The organism is Alteromonas sp. KUL42 (assembly GCF_006538325.1).
Taxonomy (GTDB): domain Bacteria; phylum Pseudomonadota; class Gammaproteobacteria; order Enterobacterales; family Alteromonadaceae; genus Alteromonas.
On sequence record NZ_BJKK01000002.1, the window covers coordinates 1 to 14,158 of the forward strand.

Genomic DNA, 14,158 nt, shown 5'->3' on the forward strand with positions numbered 1-14,158 from the left:
GATATCAGATTTCCCAGATTGTTAACAATTTTTTCCTGGCAGCCATAGCGATACGGTACCACCTGACTCCATTCCGAACTCAGAAGTGAAACGTATTAGCGCCGATGGTAGTGTGGGGTCTCCCCATGTGAGAGTAGGACACTGCCAGGTCCCCATTCGAGAAACCCGCCTAACGGCGGGTTTTTTGCTTTCTGGCCTTTAAATTTGTATTGTAATTTTTAATTATAATCTGAACTTAACATGCAACGACTTTTAATATGCCAGTAATGCACGTTAGTATAGAATCGTAGTTATAAGTCAATGGAGTTGTAAAATAGCAATGGAAAAAAATACTTTTTATAAAGAGAGATTATCTGACATTAAAAGTATTTTTTTTAGTTGGAAAAAACAGTTCAAGTTATGGTTTAACAGGTATATTACATCAAAAGAAGTGCACCATGTTAAGTTAGTAGCTGTTGCCAAAAATGAATCTATGTATTTGCCTGAGTGGATTTTTCACCATCTTTACTTTGGATTTAGCGAAATAGAAATCTACTACAATGGATGTGACGATAATACAAAAGAGCTTTCTCTTTTATTGAAAGATCATCCGGTTAAGTTCATAAATAGCGATAATATCTTTACAAGCGGTATTCCCGCGCCACAAGTCCATGTTTATAGGAGTTGTTTTGAAATTCAGACTGCTGCTGATGCTATTATGTTCTTAGACATTGATGAATTTTGGGTTCCAGTAGATCTTAATAAAACAATTAGTGAAGTATGTAACGATGTAGGAATTTTCGATTCTTTGTCTTTCCAATGGTTTAACAAACTTGAGAAAGATAGCCTGTTTACTTCTGCTTTGCAGCAAGAAATAAAAGTAGAGTCTGCTCGACAAATAAAAACCCTTGTATAAAGCTTATCTAAGACCACAACAGATGAATCCTCACAACACTCTTGATGAAGGGGTGCTCCAGAAGTTTGATGATGCTAAAATTCTCAAATGCATAAACGCTCAAAACTCGCAAGTTGACAGTTCTAACACTCCACTAAACGGTTATATTTTACACCGAAAAAACCGCTCCCAGTATGAATACATTGCAATGCTATTGAGAGGACGCCCTCTTGCAAATCAGGACTCCACTGTATTCGAATTGAAAAATAATAGAACTGGTTTTTACAATGTATCCAACCCTATTACGTTTAACTACAACACAACATCTTACGTAGAGTATAGAAAGTTTATGGACAAACATTTGCAGCATGAAAAATTCACAGACTACTTTAAAACAGCTAAAGAGCATGTAGATTCACGATATTTGCAGGTAGTAAAAATTGTAGGAGAAAATTACTTAGCAAATAAGCAGGGGTTCGAAAGGTTATTAGCGGGAGTTACTCTATCTGAAATAGAAATAATTCGTAATAGACAATAATAGTAAAATTGTAAGCATTTGATTAATTAAATTTCTAATTTGGAATAACCAAACCACGCAACTCGTTCATTACCTGAAACTCGGTTTGGAATGAACAAAGATACACAGGCTCTAGTATCGAAGGACACGGACTTTATTCTCAATGATTAAGTTGGCGCTTATAAAATACTACAAAGTTAAGATGTAATTATTTTCAGTGGAGCGTTATCGTATTTAAGTTAAGTCAACTATTTGTTAACCTTCAAAGATTTCTTCTGGCCTTCCTCGACGTGTTATTAAGATAGTCTAGTTAATTACAAGTGAAGTGACACGTATTATTTTTACATGACATAGCGTCAAAAAAGCGACATTTGATCTGTAGTGATAGCCTCGAAGCTAAGGCCAATGAGGGGGAGGATACTTTCTGCAATGGGCTTTATTTGTTTATCAATATAGTGATCATAATCGAGTGGAGCAAACTGGTAGTCAATGGTTTGAGGCCCTTGCGTCGTTATCACATATGAAATTGATGTATTAGATTGATATTTAGGGGGTAAGTTCTTCTCTTTACGCATTGCATCGGTTAGCCTCGCTGCTTTAACATGTGGCGGTAAAGACTTTACATAAGATGAAAGTGGTTTCCTCAACCTCTTTTTATAAATAAGCGATTCATCTACGTTACCATTTTTAATATCCACAATTGTTTGTTGGATGAAGCCCTCAACAGGTTCTCCGGCAAACACTTTTTGATAAAGGGCGTACTGAAACGCTTTTGCTAAATTAGTCCAATCCGAGCGCACATTCTCAAGCCCTTTGAATACAAGTGTTTCTTTTAGCTCACCATTTATGACGTCGCTTTTTAACCCTGCATAACGCTTTTTACTACCTTCAGAAGAACCACGAATGGTCGGCATGAAAAATGTGGAAAAATGAGATTCAAATTCAATTTCTAAATGGCAGTCGATATCATGGTTAGTACGTAGTAGTTCATGCCATTTGTTATTTATAATATTGGCCAGTTGTGTGCCTGTTTCTTTAGGGTCGCCCAAACTACTTTGACCCTCTACATGTACAAATGTAGAGTCTGTATCACCGTAAATAACCGTATAGCCAAGCTCTTCAATCCAGGCTGCGGTTTGTTGCATTATTTCGTGTCCTCTAAGGGTAATAGAGCTGGCTAGCCGCGGATCATAAAATGGACACCCGCCACTACCTAACACACCGTAAAACGAATTCATTAATATTTTAATTGCTTGAGAGCGAGGTGCGTCTTGGTTCCTTTTGGCTTCATCCCGTTGACGCCACAAGTTTTCAATAATACCCGGTAAGAAATGTTCGTCGCGGCTAAACTGTGCACCTTTAAAACCTTCTATTGCAGTATCTGGAGCAATTAATCCTTCAGCTAGTCCAAGAGGGTCGATCTTAAACGTTCTAATAATAGATGGATAAAGGCTTTTAAAATCAAGTACAAGTACATCTTTATATAAACCCGGTTGAGAGCGCATAACGTATCCTCCCGGACTTGCTAGGCCCCCATTTTCAGGGCGAACACCTGATACATAGTGTTTTCGGTGTAACTTTGGCAGATAGACATTTAAAAATGCAGCAACTGATCCACCAGGTCGGTTAAGATCTAGTCCAGTTAATGTTCCACGCAAGGCCAGAAAGTCAATAAATTGGGTTTCTTCCTGAATGCGGTTTACTAATACCGCATCTTTAAAGTTGTAGTCACAAAGCGCCACAGGGTTGTTTAGGTAAAGTTGTTTGATGGCCTCGAGTTTATTGTCATCTTGAATAAGCTTATGTTCACCTAATAACGCCGATGAAACTGAGTCTAGAGAAAATGAATCAAACTGGAATGTCATGGTTTTTAGCGACTCTATTCCATCAATTACACATCTACCAGGCACATCGACGATAGTTTGATCTTCCCACTCTCGGACTTTCGCATCACGAGCTTGCCTACCTATAGCGAACTTAACGTTGCAGTGCTTCATTCGCCTGGCTAAAACCGCCATATCAAACTGCTTAACATTCCATCCAAGAATGATGTCTGGATCGTTATCCCTAATACGTTTATTAAATAGATGCAGTAATGATTGTTCATCTTCAACAACGGTGAGGTTATATTGATTGGAGTGCTCTGCAATGATTTGTTCTAAAGAAAAGCTAGGTGGCTTAATAAGCAGGACTTCGTTAATCGCGTCACCTGCTAGTGAAATACTAAATAACTCTTCGTGCTCGTTACATTCAATATCAATACTAATGGCACTAAATGTGGTTTTATATTCACAAGGCCTTACCTGTGCGTTTTCTATGGTATCGGTGTTTACATTAGTATTAGAAGTCGGGTGTATAAATTCTATAGAGCCATAGATGAAGCGTTCCATTAAAAAGCGGTCGGCAACTCTTATATCTGCTTCAAAAAGTGTGATGGCATGGCTTTGAGCAAGTTGACGAAGTTGTTGCATCGCTTGCTCGGTATGGGTTTTAACTGTAACTACTTTTAATTGCGCTAACGTTTTAAAGTTGTCATCAGAGAAGCTTAAGTGGCTTAATCGGTCTTCAGCAATACGTTGTAATTTATCTAGTTCAGACAAAGCCACAAAGCACGTAGGCTGTTGAGGTGCGGTAATAAGTCGTATTGTTCCAGTATCAGTTTTGACCCACAGTTCTACAAACGTTTTACCCTGACGGTTAAACGTTGCTTTATTTAGAATAAAACCTTGTCTAATGTTCGCATCTTGCATGCTTTTACGACGTTACATTGCGTTTTTATGTACAAAGCGCAACAGTATACCTTTTGCTATCAATGTCTCCTATAGATCTCTATTCGACAGATACGTTTGTTTTTCCCTATTACTCGCGATAAAAATTGAAGACCAGAAAGTAGAGTAAAGTTAACTATCACGATGAATTATTTATATGAGCAGCAAGTTGCACCGGGACAATTAATTGAAGTTGCCGATGGCATCATGTGGCTTACTATGCCTCTGCCTTTCGAACTGGATCATATTAATCTTTATCTAATTCGAACAAATGAAGGCTGGGTTGTCGTTGATACTGGAATAGGTACGTCCAAAACCAAGGCGCTGTGGGAAGAGATATTCAGTCAACTAGACGCGCCAATAAGTGGCGTTATTGTTACGCACTTACATCCTGACCATATTGGCTTAGCGGGCTGGATTGCCGATACGTTTGATGTTCCTTTCTATATGTCGCAAACAGAATATTTTAGTGCTCGCGCATTTAGTGCGGGGAGTTCTGGCGCTTCAAAGGAACGTGACAAACGGTATTTTCACCAAGCTGGGCTAGATTCGTCAATGATCAACCAACTAACGGCGGGGGATAACAAAGGCTACAGCAGTGTGGTGTCTCCTGTACCGTTGAGTTTCACGCGGCTTCGCCATCAAATGACATTGGATTTAGGTGGGCAACAGTGGCATATCATCATTGGAAAAGGGCATTCTCCTGAACATGCGTGTTTGTTTAATAAAGAGAAGAATATCCTTATATCGGGTGATCATGTACTGCCAATTATTACACCTAATATCGGAGCATACTCTACAGAGCCCGACGCCAATACACTTAAAGACTACTTAGACACGCTCCCCCAATTTTATGATTTACCTGAAGATGTCATAGTGTTGCCTGCACATAAACTTCCTTTCGTTGGCTTACACGAACGAGTAGAAGAGCTCATAGCGCATCACAATGAGCATATCGATGCGTTGTTAGTAGCCTGTCAGAAACCCCAAACTGTAGTCTCTTTACTACCTGTCATGTTTAAGAGAAAGCTAGGTGTACGAAATATGGTATTCGCTGTCGCAGAATGTATAGCGCATCTCAATTATCTTATTAGTAAAGGATTGCTCGCAAGGCGTTTGAATGACTTAGGAGTTTACGAATATAGTCAGACACAGGTAAAGCAACTAGCTGGATAAGTGACAAATTACGCTATATGCGCTATGTGGGAAATACTATAGACTAACCAATCGTATTGTGATTTACGATGAGGAGTCAATAGCCTCTTGCTTAGGCAGTACTATTTCGACAATCGTCCCTTTACCTTCTTTACTATTTATCTTGATTTTCCCTTGGTGCTGTTCAATAGCTGTATAAGCAACAGAAAGGCCTAAACCGTGCCCCTGTCCTTCGGGTTTAGTAGTAAAAAATGGTTCGAATATACGACTTAAGTTCCGAGGTGAAATACCGCTTCCGCTATCGAGTACTTTTAAGCAAATCGATTCGCCTTTATCAATGATACTCAGTTTAACGAAGCCATTTTCACTGGTGGCTTGGGCCGCATTTAGCATTACGTTCATAAGAGCTTGTTTGAACGAAGCTGGGTTGACAATGACGTTAATTTCATCATGGTCGCTTTCAAAAATGTATTTAATACTATTGTATTGCGCCGAAATAAGTGAAATAAGTTGGCGGCCAACTTGATTTACATTTACAGACTGAAGGCCTTCTGCGGTTTCTATTGAGAAGCTTTGAAGGTTATCAACGATATCTCTAACACGAATGAGACCTTCTGTAGATTCTTCCAGAAGTTCATCAATATCGTTTTTAATGAGACCGTATTGGTTGGCTTCAAATAAAGCCTCCATTTGATGTTTGAGATCATCGTTAAAGTCGTTAAGTCGTTTTTCAATTCCATTACATATTGCGAGAAGGTTTGATGTGTAATGAGCAAAAGTGTGCATATTGGCATTGATAAACCCTATGGGATTGTTTATCTCATGGGCAATACCAGCAGCAAGTTGCCCTGTTGAGGCCATTTTTTCAGCTTGAATTAACTGACTTTGCGCCGAGTCCAATTTCCGAATGAGTTGCCGTTGTTTTTCATGCTCTCTGCGAAGAGCTTCTGATAATTTTTGTTGTGCCTTAAAATAGCTAGCTTGCGCTGTAACGTCTTGTAGAAATATACATGCGAGCTTGCCATCGCTTTTAGTATCTTTAATTGGGATAATTTCCATATTTTGATACATCTGCGTCTCTTCACCTGTAATCGGGCGAGAGCTCTTGAAAGGGAAAATATGAGGGCGTTGTTCCCAATAACTGAAACTGGGATGTTGTAGCACAAACACCGATTTGAGTCTTCTATTTAAGAATTTCCCTTGCTCAGGAAAGAGCTCGGCAATTGAACTTTGCTTGTAATTGTCTCTTAGCTCTAGAGGTAGGTGATCAAGAAAGAACTCATTGAAATAGACAATATTAAAGCTCTCATCAATGATACCTATTCCAACAGGTAGCTTGTCCACCAATTGCTCAAACATTACTCTAGAATCTCATCGAGCGTAGTCTTTATTTTTGATAGAGAAACATCATCTAAGCAGAAAACAACGCGCATAATGAATGACGATATAGCAATTTCAAACTGTACTTCCATGACTAAACTATGTTGCCAGTTAAGCTCATCAAAGTTTGCTTTTTTAGGCTGGAACAATGTAGGCATGTTAAGGTTAGTTATTAATTCTAGTTGCTCTGAAAGCCCAGACAAACAGGCACCTGCAAGTATATTGCAAAGTTCTAAAATAATCTCCTGAATGTCGTGTTTACTCAAAGGTTCGTCATAGTCCATGAGTTCTGCGACTTCACTTAGTCCCGAGCGAGAAATAACCGACATAACTTCGCCGTGGATATTTCCCAGAAACGATTGGCGCGTATAATATGCATTTTCGGTTTCAAAGAGCAAACTGAATAATTGTGTAGGTGTTACGGCGGAAATTTTGGGGATTGAAATGTCTATTTTCGTTTCAATAAGTTGCGCTAATGAGTTAGCAGCTTGACCCATAGAAATATTGAGTAATTCTTGAAGAGCGTCTTGCTGTTCAGAATTTAGAGAAAGTACTTTACTCATAAATACCCCAGCTCAAAGAAAACCATTGCCAATTCGTCTTTATCTAGGGGTTTTCGCAAAAACCGCTTTGCGCCAAGTTCCATCACATTTTTTTGTTTTTCTGGCTGAAAATCGGCACTGATAACGATCACATTTGGGGCAGATTCACTTGTGTTAAGGAACTTAAGTACACCAATGCCATCTACAGTTGGCATTGTCAGGTCTAAGAGTAACAATTCAAACTTTTGCTCAGACAGAGCATGGATTGCCTCTTCTCCATTTGTTGCTTCAGCAATATTATAAGTTAACTCTTGTGGTAGAGAACGTATAACACTTCGCCTAGACAGCTTAGAATCATCAGCAACCAACACAGAAATTGACATAAACAACCTCCCGAAGCCACATTATCTGCACATATCACTGAACTAAATTATGTGCCAGATTTGCGTAACTGCAACAATCTAATTTAAAAACTATAGTTCGAACGATAAAGTTTCGACATTGTTTATGAATTAGTATATGACACAAGTGACTATTGTGCTTATTATGCTTTTGGTTAATTGTGCTTCAATTACGAATTCAAGCACATGTTTTTGCCAAGGACTAATTTTGTTTACTTCTGCTTTACGTCTATAGTCACCTGTATCGGTAGATGATCTGACATCAATGAAATGGGTTTACTTTTATGCTTTATAACTTGCTTTATTTGGAGGTTCTTCGACACCCACACTCTATCAAGTGAAAAGAACGAAAAGGTGCTAGGGAATGTCCTTCCAGTTGATACTTTGGTGAGCAGAGTATTTATTTTTTTGAACGCACCAGAAAAAAACTGCCATTCATTAAAATCGCCAGCGAGTATCACTGGAACAGACATGGCGGACAGTTTGTTAGCGAGATAGACTTGAATACGTGATATTTGCGCCCGTCGTTCCCATTTTTTTAACCCCAAATGCGCGTTAATTACAGTTATATACTTGTCGTTATGTCGCAGTGTTACCACTTGTGCATTTCTGGGTTCTCTCCCTTCTTGACTAATTTCAATAGTTTCAAAACTACTTACGCTTAGCTTTGTTAATATAGCGTTTCCGTACCATCCATGGTCCGTTGTAATGGTAGGGGAAGGGACAAGCGTAAACTCTCCATGATAAGTGACGTCACTTACATCCTGTTGCACCGAGCGCAAAGGCGAGCGTGTATCCATTTCTTGCAACAAAACGATATCTGCTCCCGAACTTGCCAAAAAGCGCCCGATACGTTGGTAGTCTTGTTTCTTGTCTGTACCAACGCCGCTATGTACGTTGTACGTAATTATGCGGTACATTTTTCACCGTCGTTTGAAGGCTCATTCATATCTGGTGTTGATGTGTTGGTCGATTCGCCAGATTGCTGTTTTTTAAGCTGATAGTAACGGGCGAACTTTTGCGAACCCCAAATGAGTAAACCCCACAGCACGATACCAATCGCTAAATAGCTAATTGTGGCAACAGATGGGTTTTGCCAAATTTGAGCAATAGAATCACCGACTAAGCCTTTTGCAATCATAGGCGGAAACATACCTAGAAAGGTGCCGACTAAAAATTGCGCTATGCCTACAGATGAAATACCGGCGACGAGATTAACCAAACTAAATGGCGCAACAGGTAGCATGCGTATGGCGGCTACACCAACAATGCCACTTCGCTTCAATTTTTCGTCAATGGTGGCCACTTTAGGGCCGCCCATTTTTCGAAGGCCTGCATTTCCTGCTACCTTTCCGATAGCAAATAAAATGGCAGAGCTAAGTAACGCCCCCATAATGCCATAAATAGGCCCCCAAATAGGGCCAAAAATAGCAGCAACGGCAAGAGACAATACAGTGACGGGAAAGAATAAGAGCCCGCCCACAACGTAAACCAGTAATACCGTAGGAAGTGCGAAGTAAGTGCCTCTACTTTTTTCCAAAAATGCACTAATGCTTTCAGAGCTCAACCACTCAATAGATTGACTTGCCCAGAAAAGTAGCCCAGCGAAAATAGACACAAAGACAAGCGCTATCAGCATCATAATACTTCGTCTTCTCGGATTGCGTGCGGGTATCACACCGCCACCAAGAGTTGGTAGCGAAATTAGCGGCTCTTCTGGATCAGACAGTGCGCGATACATATTATCGGTAGATGTCTGGGTAAATATTTCATCTCTAACCTCGGTAAGCACATAGCCATGGGCTAATTGACCGTGCATTAACGCCTCAACCGGCAACTGTTCGGCGCCTGACTCAGCTGACTTAGCCAATAACTCAGCCACTTCCTCCAATGTTCTTCCTGTATGTTCAGCAAGTAAGTCGTCGCGAACGTGTGCAATCATCGCTTTATTATCTTCTGAATTACCAAACAGAATCGTGTCTATTTCTGTATCTAGCGTCATTGAGCGATTGCTTAAATTAGAAGAACCAATAACCAAGTATTTATCATCAATGGTCATTACCTTCGAATGAATACGCTTGTAAGCTGTGCGCCCTTGCATGTCTTGAATAGAGGAGTAGGTGAGTTTAACGCGCTGGCTATCGATACCTTCTTCTACAACAGCTTTAAACTCTCTTCTTGTCGCCCAAAACGCTTCACACTCAAATTTACCCTTTGGTTCAAAAGAGCTGACGATAATCACACTTAAATCGGGTTTTAATTTAAGTTGCTTGTTTAGTGCTTCGGCTATTTCTATACGCGCCGTGAATTGATTTTCAATGTAAATAAATGATTCTGCTTCGCTAATAAGGTCCAGCAACATATGCCTAACTTCTTGCGCAGGCTTCACGTCATCCATAAAAGGGATTGTGCGGGCTAATGCACATTCCACATTTTTGAACATTGGAGGAAAGCCATCAGGCCACGTACTTGGTAATTCATCGTTGTTTGAATTGACTGGTTTTTCTCGTATGTCCACCGGCGAAGTGTTTGCCACACGTTGCCAGCGCCAGCGCGCAAGCTTGGCAAAGTCTTTAACCACAGGGCCACTAGATACCATTTGTACATCGTGTAACGGGCCGTACTCACCATCTGGACCATGTCGTTCACTCGATACAACAGGGTGCTCACGGGTATCCCATCGATTTGTAGACACATCCATTCCACCAGAAAATACGACCTCATCGTCAATTACAACCACTTTTTGATGTTGGCTGCCACCTAATGGAATTGAGTCATCTAGTTCAGCTTGTACGTTGTCGGGCGTATTTTCATCCCAGACTTCTTTAGCCCACATTTCTCTTTGCGAAAAAAAGGCCAATGAAGAGTCCCAACGAAGAAGATAAATATTTATGTCAGGATTTTGCTTTGCTTTCCATTCTAATAGATCGCTAATTACGCTTGGGGCTTTACTTTGCTTTTCATCCTCACCCCGCAATAGCCGAATACGACTATCAATGTCCCAACCGACGATAAAAATACTGTGTGACGCCTTCACGATAGCGCTATGCAACGCTTTGTAATAGTTTGCACAGTCAATAAGAGGCGTAGAGAAATCTGCTGTACTTTTAACCCAGCAGTTTTGTCCGGGTTGAAAGATATTTTTACTCGGTTTCATAAAGTCGTTCCTACTATTCATTCTTTTCAGCGATAGCTGGCGAAAAAGCAGTGCTTATCAAAAATTCTCAATGTAGAAACTAAAAGCTGCAGAATTTATTCCAATGCGAAATCGAGAAGAAAAAGCCAGTAACATAGTGAATTGTAATGGTAATTTGATGATAGGCTTTTACATGATGCCTAAAAAAGCCATTTGCAGGAGTGTAAACATTTCACAGGGATGTGTAGTAACTTAATATATTTATGGTTTATAGCGCTCTATGTATTCCCCTTTTCGCCACATTACAGATAAGACTACCATGACAGGTAATACAACAAAGGTTGCTAGGGTTTTCACAATGGGAATGTCTTTGTAGTGATAGAGCATAAGTGTTGCAGGTGCGATGAGCATGGTAGATATTTTGTAGAGTTTGTCGTGATTGGTTCTATACACTAAGTAGGTTTGGCACTCTGGGCAGTTAAAGTGCTTACCGTTACTTCTGTCTATAGGGGCATTTATTTTGGCGATGGGAAATTTCCATCCGCAATTGGGACAATGTCTACTTTTTTTCATCGATATATTTCTGTAAAGCTATATTTCTTTTTTTTGAAATAAACTGGTTCTAAAGCGTGTTCATAGCCAAGCAAAACTAGCAATAAAAATCCCTTCTTGCAATCGTTTGCAATTTTTAATGTCGATGTTTTCTGTTCACAATTCTTCATGTGAATTTCAATTTTAGAATTAATCAATATTTGTGCAGATAACTTGGTGTTGCGTTTTAATATTGATGATCTTTATTTTAATTGTTTGATATTGATGGTTTTTTTATTAATTGGATTTTTCAATCACTTGAATCCATTTTATCAACTTTAAATATATGGTCGTACTGTCTATCTTTGTTAACGACAAAGTAAATGAATTGTTAATTTAGCAATCACTATAACGTAAGACGGGAAAAGAACATGATTACAACTAGGTTTAAGAAAACCACAGTATCAGCGCTCGTTGCATTGTCGCTAAGTGCAACGGGTGTGCTTGCTAGCGACCAAATGACAAAACCAGCCGGTGCAAAAGGCACGGGTATGGCAAAAGCATTTCAAGCAAAGAACAACCAATTCTGGTGGCCAGATCAACTCGACCTTTCTCCTCTAAGAGATCATGACAGCCGCTCTAACCCGCTTGGTGATAACTTTAACTACGCTAAAGCGTTTTCAAAGTTAGACTTGGACCAAGTTAAAAAAGACATCAACGAATTGCTCACCACATCGCAAGATTGGTGGCCAGCTGATTTCGGGAACTATGGTCCATTCTTCATTCGTTTATCGTGGCACAGTGCCGGCACATACAGAACACTAGACGGTCGCGGTGGCGGTGATGGTGGTCAAATGCGTTTTGACCCACTTAATAGCTGGCCTGACAATGGCAACTTAGACAAAGCGCGTCGCTTGCTTTGGCCAATAAAGCAGAAGTACGGTGAGAGCCTGTCATGGGGGGATCTTATGATCCTCGCAGGTACTGTTGGTATGGAAAACATGGGCTTTGATACCTATGGTTTTGCAGGCGGTCGTACCGATGATTGGGAACCTGATATGGTGTATTGGGGCCCAGAAGTTGAGATGCTGGCAAGTGATCGTGAAGAGCGTGACGGCAAACTTCAACGCCCGTTAGGTGCTACACACATGGGCTTGATTTATGTAAACCCAGAAGGTCCTAAAGGAGTGCCTGATCCAGTGGGTTCAGCGAAAAATATTCGCACAGCATTCGGTCGTATGGCCATGAATGACGAAGAAACTGTTGCATTGATTGCTGGTGGTCACACCTTCGGTAAAATGCACGGTGCCCATAAGCCGTCTGATTGTCTAGAAGCTGAACCGGGTGGTGCTGGCCTTGAAGAGCAAGGTCTTGGTTGGAAAAATAACTGTGGAAAAGGCAACGCAGAAGACACAGTAACCAGTGGTTTAGAAGGTGCGTGGACACAGCTGCCTACCCGTTGGACAAGCTTGTACTTGCAAAACCTACTTGGCTTTGAGTGGAAGCAAACACGTAGCCCTGCTGGTGCAATTATTTGGGTTCCTACCGATGAAGCAGCGCATACTTCAGTACCTGATGCGCACGTTGAAGGCAAAAAGAATCCGCCAGTAATGACCACTGCAGACTTGGCACTTAAGTACGACCCTGAGTATCGCAAAATTGCTGAACGTTTCTTGGCTGATCCAAAAGAGTATCAAACTGCATTCGCGAAAGCGTGGTTCAAACTAACGCACCGCGATATGGGGCCGAAAGAGCGTTATTTAGGTAACGATATTCCAGAAGAAAACTTCATCTGGCAAGATCCAGTACCTAAAGCTGATTACAAAATGGTGTCAGACAAAGACGTTAAAAAGCTTAAGAAAGAAATACTCGATACTGGCTTGACCGTTCAGCAACTTGTGAAAACGGCGTGGGCATCGGCGGCGAGCTTCCGTTCTTCAGACTACCGCGGTGGTGCTAATGGTGCACGCATTGCACTTGCTCCTCAAAATAGCTGGGAAGTGAACGAGCCGGAAACGGTAAGTACTGTTATTGAGAAGCTTAAAGCAGTACAAGAAGATTTTAACTCAGGTATGTTCTCTAAGAAGAAAGTGTCGCTTGCTGATTTGATTGTAATCGGTGGTGCCGCTGCTATTGAGAAAGCTGCTGCAGACGCGGGTGTTGAAATAACCGTACCAGTTGTACCAGGCAGAACAGATGCAACGCAAGAGCAAACCGATGTGAACTCTTTCTCGCTACTAGAGCCTGCTGCTGACGCGTTTAGAAACTACTACAACCCAGAAGCAAGCTATCGTTCACCCACTGATATGCTGGTTGACAAAGCTGACCAGCTAAGTTTAACCGTACCTGAAATGACGGTACTGTTAGGTGGTATGCGCTCACTAGGTGCAAATACCGATGGCGCTTCACACGGTGTATTTACTGACAACGTGGGTACGCTTAACAATGATTTCTTCGTAAACCTGCTTGATATGGGTATCAAATGGAGAAAGACTGACAATCCATCAGTTTATGAAGGCGTGAACCGTGAAACCGGTGAAGTACTTTACACAGGTACGCCTGTAGACCTGGTATTCGGCTCTAACAGCGAGTTGCGTGCTGTTGCAGAAGTATATGCGTACGACAATGCGAAGGAGCGTTTTGTACAAGACTTCGTTGATGCATGGACCAAAGTGATGACACTTGACCGCTTTGACTTGCGCCACGACTTAAGCGCGAAACTATCAAAGTAACTTTGCGTTAGGATAATTTGGAAACCAAATTATTTTGAAAGACAAGCTAATTTGAAAGGGGCTTCGGCCCCTTTATTATTGGTACAGTGTGCAGACGAACATACAAACGAATATGTAGTAGA

General features: G+C 40.8%; 11 protein-coding genes and 1 rRNA gene. 5 read left to right on the forward strand and 7 right to left on the reverse strand.

What is annotated here, in order from left to right; translation table 11 throughout:
• Positions 1-34 precede the first annotated feature (34 nt).
• The 3 genes from rrf (at position 35) to EYR97_RS02850 (ending at position 1,412) form a co-directional block, all read left to right on the forward strand.
• Positions 35-150, forward strand: a 5S ribosomal RNA gene (gene rrf, locus EYR97_RS02840).
• Between the two features lie 169 nt (positions 151-319).
• On the forward strand, positions 320-895 hold the full coding sequence (locus EYR97_RS02845) for a glycosyltransferase family 2 protein (protein ID WP_131092340.1): 576 nt from the start codon (positions 320-322) through the stop codon (positions 893-895).
• 22 nt (positions 896-917) lie between these two features.
• Positions 918-1,412 (forward strand): hypothetical protein, encoded by a 495-nt coding sequence (locus EYR97_RS02850; RefSeq protein ID WP_131092341.1) that lies wholly within the window; start codon positions 918-920, stop codon positions 1,410-1,412.
• Between the two features lie 335 nt (positions 1,413-1,747).
• On the opposite strand, the gene EYR97_RS02855 is transcribed toward EYR97_RS02850, so the two are convergent.
• Complete coding sequence (locus EYR97_RS02855) at positions 1,748-4,141, reverse strand: DNA polymerase II (protein ID WP_131092342.1); 2,394 nt, start codon at positions 4,139-4,141, stop codon at positions 1,748-1,750.
• A gap of 162 nt (positions 4,142-4,303) precedes the next feature.
• On the opposite strand from EYR97_RS02855, the gene EYR97_RS02860 reads away from it, so the two are divergent.
• Positions 4,304-5,335 (forward strand): MBL fold metallo-hydrolase, encoded by a 1,032-nt coding sequence (locus EYR97_RS02860; protein ID WP_131092343.1) that lies wholly within the window; start codon positions 4,304-4,306, stop codon positions 5,333-5,335.
• Positions 5,336-5,398: 63 nt separating this feature from the next.
• On the opposite strand, the gene EYR97_RS02865 is transcribed toward EYR97_RS02860, so the two are convergent.
• The 6 genes from EYR97_RS02865 to EYR97_RS02890 all read right to left on the reverse strand — a co-directional run bounded on the left by EYR97_RS02865 (position 5,399) and on the right by EYR97_RS02890 (position 11,346).
• Positions 5,399-6,673 carry a sensor histidine kinase gene (locus EYR97_RS02865; protein WP_131092344.1) on the reverse strand — a complete coding sequence of 425 codons (1,275 nt, stop codon included), beginning with the start codon at positions 6,671-6,673 and terminating at the stop codon, positions 5,399-5,401.
• Positions 6,673-7,257 carry a chemotaxis protein CheX gene (locus EYR97_RS02870; RefSeq protein WP_131092345.1) on the reverse strand — a complete coding sequence of 195 codons (585 nt, stop codon included), beginning with the start codon at positions 7,255-7,257 and terminating at the stop codon, positions 6,673-6,675. Before EYR97_RS02870 ends, EYR97_RS02865 begins: the two co-directional genes overlap by 1 nt.
• Positions 7,254-7,619, reverse strand: a complete 366-nt coding sequence (locus tag EYR97_RS02875; RefSeq protein WP_131092346.1) for a response regulator — start codon at positions 7,617-7,619, stop codon at positions 7,254-7,256. Before EYR97_RS02875 ends, EYR97_RS02870 begins: the two co-directional genes overlap by 4 nt.
• 230 nt (positions 7,620-7,849) lie before the next feature.
• Positions 7,850-8,557, reverse strand: coding sequence for an endonuclease/exonuclease/phosphatase family protein (locus EYR97_RS02880; RefSeq protein WP_181409128.1), 708 nt, complete (start codon positions 8,555-8,557; stop codon positions 7,850-7,852).
• The gene (locus EYR97_RS02885; protein ID WP_131092347.1) at positions 8,545-10,794 is read right to left on the reverse strand and encodes a VTT domain-containing protein; all 2,250 of its coding nucleotides are present in this window, start codon (positions 10,792-10,794) and stop codon (positions 8,545-8,547) included. The genes EYR97_RS02880 and EYR97_RS02885 overlap by 13 nt, the downstream gene beginning before the upstream one ends.
• Positions 10,795-11,034: 240 nt before the next feature.
• Complete coding sequence (locus EYR97_RS02890; RefSeq protein ID WP_131092348.1) at positions 11,035-11,346, reverse strand: hypothetical protein; 312 nt, start codon at positions 11,344-11,346, stop codon at positions 11,035-11,037.
• 389 nt (positions 11,347-11,735) lie between these two features.
• Between EYR97_RS02890 and katG the strand changes: the two genes are divergently transcribed.
• A complete protein-coding gene (katG, locus tag EYR97_RS02895; RefSeq protein ID WP_131092349.1) occupies positions 11,736-14,036 on the forward strand; it encodes a catalase/peroxidase HPI in 2,301 nt (766 codons plus the stop codon).
• Positions 14,037-14,158 lie beyond the last annotated feature (122 nt).

Bases quoted from the DNA above. Each gene is read 5' to 3' on its own strand.
- EYR97_RS02850 (WP_131092341.1), top strand. From the start codon at position 918: ATGAATCCTCACAACACTCTTGATGAAGGGGTGCTCCAGAAGTTTGAT.
- EYR97_RS02855 (WP_131092342.1), bottom strand. From the start codon at position 4,141: ATGCAAGATGCGAACATTAGACAAGGTTTTATTCTAAATAAAGCAACG.
- EYR97_RS02875 (WP_131092346.1), bottom strand. From the start codon at position 7,619: ATGTCAATTTCTGTGTTGGTTGCTGATGATTCTAAGCTGTCTAGGCGA.
- EYR97_RS02845 (WP_131092340.1), top strand. From the start codon at position 320: ATGGAAAAAAATACTTTTTATAAAGAGAGATTATCTGACATTAAAAGT.
- EYR97_RS02870 (WP_131092345.1), bottom strand. From the start codon at position 7,257: ATGAGTAAAGTACTTTCTCTAAATTCTGAACAGCAAGACGCTCTTCAA.
- katG (WP_131092349.1), top strand. From the start codon at position 11,736: ATGATTACAACTAGGTTTAAGAAAACCACAGTATCAGCGCTCGTTGCA.
- EYR97_RS02860 (WP_131092343.1), top strand. From the start codon at position 4,304: ATGAATTATTTATATGAGCAGCAAGTTGCACCGGGACAATTAATTGAA.
- EYR97_RS02885 (WP_131092347.1), bottom strand. From the start codon at position 10,794: ATGAAACCGAGTAAAAATATCTTTCAACCCGGACAAAACTGCTGGGTT.
- EYR97_RS02865 (WP_131092344.1), bottom strand. From the start codon at position 6,673: ATGTTTGAGCAATTGGTGGACAAGCTACCTGTTGGAATAGGTATCATT.
- EYR97_RS02890 (WP_131092348.1), bottom strand. From the start codon at position 11,346: ATGAAAAAAAGTAGACATTGTCCCAATTGCGGATGGAAATTTCCCATC.
- EYR97_RS02880 (WP_181409128.1), bottom strand. From the start codon at position 8,557: ATGTACCGCATAATTACGTACAACGTACATAGCGGCGTTGGTACAGAC.